The organism is Clostridium beijerinckii HUN142, assembly GCF_000621745.1.
In the GTDB taxonomy this organism is placed as follows: domain Bacteria; phylum Bacillota; class Clostridia; order Clostridiales; family Clostridiaceae; genus Clostridium; species Clostridium beijerinckii_A.
Genome location: NZ_JHXK01000053.1, coordinates 1 through 7,473 on the forward strand (window position 1 = coordinate 1; position 7,473 = coordinate 7,473).

The window sequence follows — 7,473 nt, forward strand, 5'->3', positions numbered from 1 at the left end:
CTAATGCGACGCGGGTCCATCTCATAGCGGATTACTCCTTTAATTGCTATGCCATGCGGCACTACAATCTTATGCGGTATTAATCTTCCTTTCGGAAGGCTATTCCCCTCTATGAGGCAGGTTACCCACGTGTTACTCACCCGTCCGCCGCTAATCCATCCCCGAAGAAACTTCATCGCTCGACTTGCATGTGTTAAGCACGCCGCCAGCGTTCGTCCTGAGCCAGGATCAAACTCTCAATAAAAAGTTTAATCTTAGCTTACTCAAATAAAAATTGCTGGTTTACTTAAATGTATTTATATCATTCTGTTCAATTTTCAAAGACCAATTTTTCTTTCGAAAACCTTTTGTTACAAGGCTTTACAAGTTTCTGTCGTTTCTGACAGCTTACTCAGTATATCATCGCTTTCAGACTTTGTCAACAACCTTTTTTAAAAACTTTTCAAACATTTTTCTTGGATGTTCTATTAGCTTTAAGTTATTGAATTTTATATTCTTTAGCAACGAATTAAATCTTATCATTACCATTTAATATTGTCAACACTTTGCAAAAAACTCGTAATCTTACATTTCAAATATTTTGTAAACTTGAGTGTTTTCTCTTTATATCTCTTAGCGACGTGTTTTATCATAACATCTCTAACTCACTTACATTTTAAATTATTTCCTAATTTTATAAGATTATTCATACTTTTCGCTGTTATATGTCATTATTCTAAATTTTATCTATACCGACACACCAGAAATAGTTTACCAATAAACTTATTCCATTCCAATACATCTTAAATAATATTGATACATCTTAAAAATTAAATTTTAAATATTATTTTAAAAGCAAATCACTAAACATTTTTTCATGTTTCTTTTCTTCTTCTATAATTTTTGAAATAATCTTATATACACTATTGTTTACATCATTTAAATTTCCAAGTAATCTCCCCTGAACATCTAGAAGTAATCCTATACTATTTTTTTCAAATTCTAATGAATATTTTATTAAATCCTGAGCACTACTTATATAAGGAAACCTAATTTGACTTTTAAATTCATATAGAAGCTTTACAACTTTATCATATAGGTAAAAATCAATGGTCTCATTAAGTTCATAATTAAATTTTTCTTTTAATTCCTCATAATATTTAATATGCCTACTCTCTTCCTTTTTAATTACCCTTGTAATAATCTCAATATTCTTAGAATTTCTTTCTTTTGCATCCCTTTCGATTTTTTCATATATTTCTAGTGCATTCTTCTCAATATCAACAAGTCTCTCTATTAGATCATAAATAGTATAATTCATATCAATTTCTCCCATTATATCTGAATTTATTTTAAATTATATATAAGTTAAAGTACGGATATAAAATTATTATCATTATATTTTTTGACTATAATTAATATACGCTAATTGATCTATTTTTATATTTATTATCATTTGCATTAAAATATTATATATTACATTTAATGTTTGACAACGTTGTATAGCACCTATACAATAATATTTATGGATAAATTATTAGACAACAAAAAAATTAGTGAAATATTTTTAGAAGTAATATGTACTTTTTTTGAAAATGACTTGAAAGCTAAAAATTTCGGAACAGATTCAAATTTATATCATTCCGAAATACACATGCTGCAATGTATAAAGGAAAATGAGGGCTTACATATTTCAGCCATTGCAAGAAAGCTTGAGATTACAAGAGGTGCCGTTTCACAAACTATAAAAAGATTAGAAAACAAGGGTTATCTATTTAAGGAGGTAAGTTCTGATAGTAATTCAAAGCTTATATTAAAACTTACAGAAAAAGGTGAGTTGGCATATAAAAATCATAAAAACTATCATAATCAATACGATATTATTATAAAAGAATTATTGAGAAATGCTAGTGAAGAAAATAAAGAATTTCTGTATGCTTTTCTGAAACAATTTAAAGACAAAATATAAGATACCTTTTTTGAGGTATTTTATTTTATATTATATGTATAGTATCTATACATAAATCTATAAAGTAAATGGAGGACCAAAATGACTCACGAATCAAAATTTGAATTAAACAGGTTTATAATATTAATTATGGCAATTACTTGCGGGGCTACAGTTGCCAACTTATATTTCATTCAGCCTTTACTAACACAAATTTCCACAAACTTCAACATTTCCGAATCTCAATCAGGATTTATTGTGACTCTGACCCAAATAGGTTACGCTCTAGGATTATTTCTATTTGTTCCACTTGGAGATATAAAAGAACGTCGTAATCTAATTATAAAAATGCTTATAGTTGTAGCTTTTTCTTTACTATTAGTTGCTATTTCTCCTAATTACATAATTTTATTAATCGCTTCTCTATTAGTTGGATTTACAACTATAATTCCTCAATTAATAGTTGCATTTTCCGCACATTTGGCAGAGCCTTCAGAACGCGGAAAGATAATAGGGAATGTCATGAGTGGACTTCTAATTGGAATATTACTCTCAAGAACATTTAGCGGAATTGTCGGGCAAGCTTTTGGCTGGAGATCAGTATATTTTTGCGCTGCCTTCTTGATGGTACTTTTTGCAATATTAATAAAAAAGTTTTTCCCCACAAGTATACCAAACTCCAATATATCATATTCCAAGCTAATACTATCCATATTTCCTCTAATTAAACAAGAGAAAGCTTTAAGAGAAGCATCTATAAATGGAGCGTTGATGTTTGGCGCTTTTAGTGCATTTTGGACTTCTATTATTTTTCTATTAGGTTCTAAAGTTTATAATATGGGAACAAGAGAAGCTGGATTGCTTGGGTTAATAGGAGTTGCTGGAGCTGCCGCTGCACCTTTTGTTGGAAGAATTGCTGATAAAAAAACGCCTAAATTTACAGTAGGCATAGGGATTATTCTTTCCACTTCATCATATATTTGTTTTTTCATTTTAGGATACAAACTTTATGGTTTAATTATTGGTGTTATACTATTAGACTTAGGAACCCAATCTGGTCAAGTTTCTAATCAGGCAAGAATACATGAACTTGGTGATGAAGCACGTAGCCGAATCAATACGGTATTTATGGTTTCATATTTTCTTGGTGGATCATTAGGATCATTTCTAGCACCTTTGAGCTGGCAATATTTTGGTTGGATAGGCGTATGCTCAGTAGGGTTTATATTTGAGGCTATGGCCCTAATTTTTCACTACATCATTTATAAACAAAAATCCCTGGCAACTGTGGAGCCGTAGATTTTTCACGCATCTGCCTTTTTCAAAGGAATGTGGGAAAAACTTGGCAGGCTAATAGATTTGCTTTTTATTCTTTCGGTTCTTTTCACGCCCTCTTAAATGGCCCATTATACAAGTTGTCCACATATTTAACTTAATTATAATTTCCCAAATAATAAAAAATTCAAATTGCTTACCTGCGAAATATTAGCACACTTGTATCTTATAAAAAATGTTTGTACCAATTCCTTAATATATTGTAGACTGTTATAAGGAATTACTTCCATATAGCCTGCAATATATTAGTCTTCTATCTTTCATTAACACGAAAGCTTAGTTTTGGCTTAAGAATTTATTGTGTTAATTAAGAAATCTTTTAACTAAGATCATATTCTTTTTACTGTATGGTGGAAAGAGCATTTTAATATTTATTTTTGTTCCTTTATTTAAAATACTTTTTCTATGCGAAAATGTTTTAAAACTCTCTTCCCCATGATAAGCTCCTATACCAGCATTTCCAACGCCCCCGAATGGTAAATTACTATTTGCTAAATGATTTAAAGTGTCATTTATGCAAACGCCTCCTGAAGGTATCTCTTCAATAACTCTTTCCTGTGTTCTCTTATTATTTGTAAATATATACAGGGCAAGAGGTTTAGGCATACTTTTGATTCTCATCACAACATCATCAAAATTAACAAACTCAATAACAGGGAGTACAGGCCCAAATATTTCTTCCTTCATACTCTCTGAATCAAATGCCGATACATCTATAATTGTTGGCTCTATGAATCTTTCAGATTCATCATAACTCCCTCCATAAAGTATCCCTCTTTTATCTTTATTAATTAAATTTTTTATCCTGCTAAACTGCTTATCATTTATGATCCTACCATAATATTTACTAGATTTAATATTGTCTCCGAAAAATTCTTTTATAACATTTTTCATTTCTTTAATAAGTTCATCTTTAACATTTTTGCTAACCATAAGATAATCTGGTGCTACACATGTCTGTCCTGCATTTAAAGTCTTCCCCCAAATGATCCTTTGAGCGGAAATTTTAATGTTAGCAGTTTCATCTACTATCACTGGACTTTTGCCGCCTAGTTCTAGAGTAACTGGAACCAAATTTTTAGCTGCAGCTTCCATAACTATTTTTCCAACACTTACGCTTCCAGTAAAAAATATATAGTCAAATGGAGCATTTATTAATGAAATGTTTGTTTTAACACTTCCTTCCACACATCTTATATATTCTTTATCAAAAGCTTTTGAAATCATTTCGTTAATTATATTTGAAATATTTGATGAAATTTCTGAAGGTTTGATTACAATACAATTTCCTGCACTAATTGCACCTATTAACGGCTCAATAACAAGTTGAAACGGATAATTGTATGGACCTATTATTAATACGCTTCCATAAGGTTCACTAACTATGTAGCTTTTCGCAGGTTTTAAAAATATTGGCGTTTTTATTTTTTTAGACTTTGCCCATTTCTTTAAATTATTAATTGTATTCTCTATACTCAAATATATGAATCCTATTTCTGTTATATATGATTCAAATTCATGTTTTCCCAAGTCAATTCTTAAAGCCTCAGTAATTTTACTTTCATTATCTTTTATACTTTCTTTAAGTTTCCTTAATTGATTAATTCGAAATTCTATGTTCTTGGTAACCTGAGTACTAAAAAATTCTCTTTGCTTTTCAAGAATCTTATTAACATCTTCTAATGTTAATTCACTATTATTCATTTTATTATCTCCTCATTTTATCTTATATTCTCAGCAATTATTTTACAATTATAATTTTATCCAAATACTTGTAAAAAAATAACTTTGAAATAATTTAAAATTCTGGAGCAATATTGTCTATATGTATTGTCTTTTCCCCATTTTCTAATACCTTAAATTGAATTTCAATTTTAAAGTCATCTAAAAAGTTTATATCTATGTATTCATATTCTTCCTTTTTTTTCTTATTGCTTTTGCTTTCTATTACACCCATGCTTAAAGCCATCGGATCATTTGTAAAATGTAATTCATATAAACATTGCTCAATTTTAAGTAATTCTTTTCTTGTAAGTTTTACTACATTACCCAAGTTATCAAAATTAAACGTAAACTTGCTAAAGAAATGACTCCATTTATTAAAAATTTCATTCTTTTTTTCTTCTTCTTTATTTTTTACATCATTTTTCTTCTTATTATAATCATCTATTAAGTCATGTGCTTTCTCTTTTAAATCTTGAAATTCTCTACCAATATTTTTAATACTTTCCTCTTTATCCGATATTATTTTAGCATTATCATCTATTAATTCATTTTTATATGTAGCCTTTATATTAGCATCAGAAATCTTATTGTTTATATCAATTTCTTCAAACTTAACTATTTTAAATTCTTCCATCAATGAATCCAATTCTTCTAATGGTGCATTTTCCATTTTGACTTTAATCTCTTTTAACTCATCTTCATATGATTTCTTGGCTGATGTTAATTTAATATGTATTTTCCCAAGATCTATTATATCCTCTTCAGCCTTATCTTTACTTCTAATTGCATTCTTAAGCAGGCGTTTTTCTCTCTCTAAACTGTTCTCAATAGAATTTATTTTATCCTTACATAGTTCTATTTGCTTTTTTAATTTCAAAAGTTCCTCTTGTGACCTTCTTAAGTTTTCTTCTTTTTTAAAAGCTTCAACTTCTTCTTCATTTCCTACAAAACTCGGAAGTTCTTCATCCCTTACAGTAAATCTACCTCCATAAGCCTTAACACATAACCATATAAGTCTTATAAAATGTTGCCTATCCAACTTCTTCCACACATTAAGAAATGTCAATCTTGCGACATCTACTGACTGAGTGAACTCTCTTTTTTGTTCCTCATCCATACTACCTATAATTTCTTCTATGTCTTTTGTGGTTTCTTGTAAATCCACAAATGCTTGTCCATTTATATATTCTTTTGCTTTACCATTAAGCTTTTCGTTATATTTTGAATAAATAATATCAGCCTTATGGCTTGGCATTAAGTCTTTATGAACTTTATATAATTTGGCTGCTTCCTCTATTACCTCTATTGACACTTCATCTTCCGTTGGGTTCTTTAAATCATCACTGGTTTTTTCAGTAAGAACATTAAACAATCTTTCGTTTAACTCATTCCTTGTATAGTTTTTCAATTCTTCTTTTTTTTCGTCAACCAAAGCCCATATTTCTTTTACTTCTGGTTCTTCAAATACTCGATTTTTTCCTATTTTACTCCCTATAAAGTTAATTATACTTATAGTTCTTTTTTTTGCCCTTTGTATAATTGGCTTTGATATATTTGTTACATTCATTGTTTCAAGTAATGCAATTTGTTCAATAATATCATTATCTGAAATTTTTCTAAGTCCGTCAAAAATATTAGGCATATCTATCTCCTTTGTAAATCAATTAATAGTCATTTTTCGCATGGTACATCACAACCACACTTTAAAGTGAGTATAATAAATTTGCATTAAGCTTGCGCTAAATTCCATCTAATTACTATATAAATTATTAAATGAAATTTCAACTATGTACGTTCTAAATAATATGATTCACTCTTTATAAATTTATTTATTTTTTTATGTAACTTATGGCTTAAAATAAACTTTGATGAATTAAATTTCTCGTAACATATACAAATATAATACAAATATTTGCCGACGCAAATTTTAGCACTTCCATCTATATTTTAACAGAATATCCATTAATATTCCACGTTATCAATGATATTTTCTTTATAGCTATTACTATATGCTTCTTCATAGTTACAATAATTTATTCAAAATAAGATATCTAATGTGATACACAATTAAGATGTCTCTTTCAAGAATATTATATTTTTATATGCTCATATATTACTCAGTCAAAATTTGAGAAAATAAAAAAAGATAGTCATAATAACTATCTTTTAAGCTTACCTCGCAACGTCCTACTCTGCCACACAGTCTCCCATGCAGTACCATTGGCGCTATAGACCTTAACTTTCCTGTTCGGAATGGGAAGGAGTGTTACCTCTATGCCATCATCACGAGATCTTGGCTCCGCGAAGAGGACTCGAACCTCCAACCTATCGGTTAACAGCCGAGTGCTCCACCATTGAGCTATCGCGGAACGCTATTTTAAGTAAGATTCAAAACTTAAGATTTTGCTAATCAAACTTAATCGATTTTCAAAGAAATCTTATTCTTTGAAAATTGCACACAGTTTCTTTAATGTATTACAACTTGA

At 29.2% G+C, this 7,473-nt stretch carries 5 protein-coding genes, 1 tRNA gene and 2 rRNA genes; 2 read left to right on the forward strand and 6 right to left on the reverse strand.

Annotated features, from left to right (window positions below):
* Together T483_RS0118025 and T483_RS0118030 are read right to left on the reverse strand one after the other, a co-directional pair.
* A 16S ribosomal RNA gene (locus T483_RS0118025) occupies nucleotides 1-244 on the reverse strand; the annotation flags it as partial.
* 579 nt (nucleotides 245-823) lie between these two features.
* Nucleotides 824-1,300, reverse strand: a complete 477-nt coding sequence (locus T483_RS0118030) for a hypothetical protein (protein WP_026888089.1) — start codon at nucleotides 1,298-1,300, stop codon at nucleotides 824-826.
* A gap of 204 nt (nucleotides 1,301-1,504) precedes the next feature.
* On the opposite strand from T483_RS0118030, the gene T483_RS0118035 reads away from it, so the two are divergent.
* The gene (locus tag T483_RS0118035; RefSeq protein WP_026888090.1) at nucleotides 1,505-1,948 is read left to right on the forward strand and encodes a MarR family winged helix-turn-helix transcriptional regulator; all 444 of its coding nucleotides are present in this window, start codon (nucleotides 1,505-1,507) and stop codon (nucleotides 1,946-1,948) included.
* 81 nt (nucleotides 1,949-2,029) lie between these two features.
* Nucleotides 2,030-3,226, forward strand: coding sequence for an MFS transporter (locus tag T483_RS0118040; RefSeq protein ID WP_026888091.1), 1,197 nt, complete (start codon nucleotides 2,030-2,032; stop codon nucleotides 3,224-3,226).
* Between the two features lie 339 nt (nucleotides 3,227-3,565).
* Here T483_RS0118040 and T483_RS0118045 read toward each other — a convergent pair whose 3' ends face one another.
* From T483_RS0118045 to T483_RS0118060, 4 genes are all read right to left on the reverse strand, one after another.
* The gene (locus T483_RS0118045; protein WP_026888092.1) at nucleotides 3,566-4,966 is read right to left on the reverse strand and encodes an aldehyde dehydrogenase; all 1,401 of its coding nucleotides are present in this window, start codon (nucleotides 4,964-4,966) and stop codon (nucleotides 3,566-3,568) included.
* A 94-nt stretch (nucleotides 4,967-5,060) separates the two neighbouring features.
* A complete protein-coding gene (locus tag T483_RS0118050) occupies nucleotides 5,061-6,629 on the reverse strand; it encodes a hypothetical protein (protein ID WP_026888093.1) in 1,569 nt (522 codons plus the stop codon).
* A 532-nt stretch (nucleotides 6,630-7,161) separates the two neighbouring features.
* Nucleotides 7,162-7,278: ribosomal RNA gene (gene rrf, locus T483_RS0118055) — 5S ribosomal RNA — on the reverse strand.
* 3 nt (nucleotides 7,279-7,281) lie between these two features.
* Nucleotides 7,282-7,356 (reverse strand) — tRNA-Asn (locus tag T483_RS0118060).
* Between the last annotated feature and the right edge of the window lie 117 nt (nucleotides 7,357-7,473).

What these genes read in the sequence shown, in the direction of transcription:
- T483_RS0118035 (WP_026888090.1), top strand. Translation starts at nt 1,505, where the DNA reads ATGGATAAATTATTAGACAACAAAAAAATTAGTGAAATATTTTTAGAA.
- T483_RS0118040 (WP_026888091.1), top strand. Translation starts at nt 2,030, where the DNA reads ATGACTCACGAATCAAAATTTGAATTAAACAGGTTTATAATATTAATT.
- T483_RS0118030 (WP_026888089.1), bottom strand. Translation starts at nt 1,300, where the DNA reads ATGAATTATACTATTTATGATCTAATAGAGAGACTTGTTGATATTGAG.
- T483_RS0118050 (WP_026888093.1), bottom strand. Translation starts at nt 6,629, where the DNA reads ATGCCTAATATTTTTGACGGACTTAGAAAAATTTCAGATAATGATATT.
- T483_RS0118045 (WP_026888092.1), bottom strand. Translation starts at nt 4,966, where the DNA reads ATGAATAATAGTGAATTAACATTAGAAGATGTTAATAAGATTCTTGAA.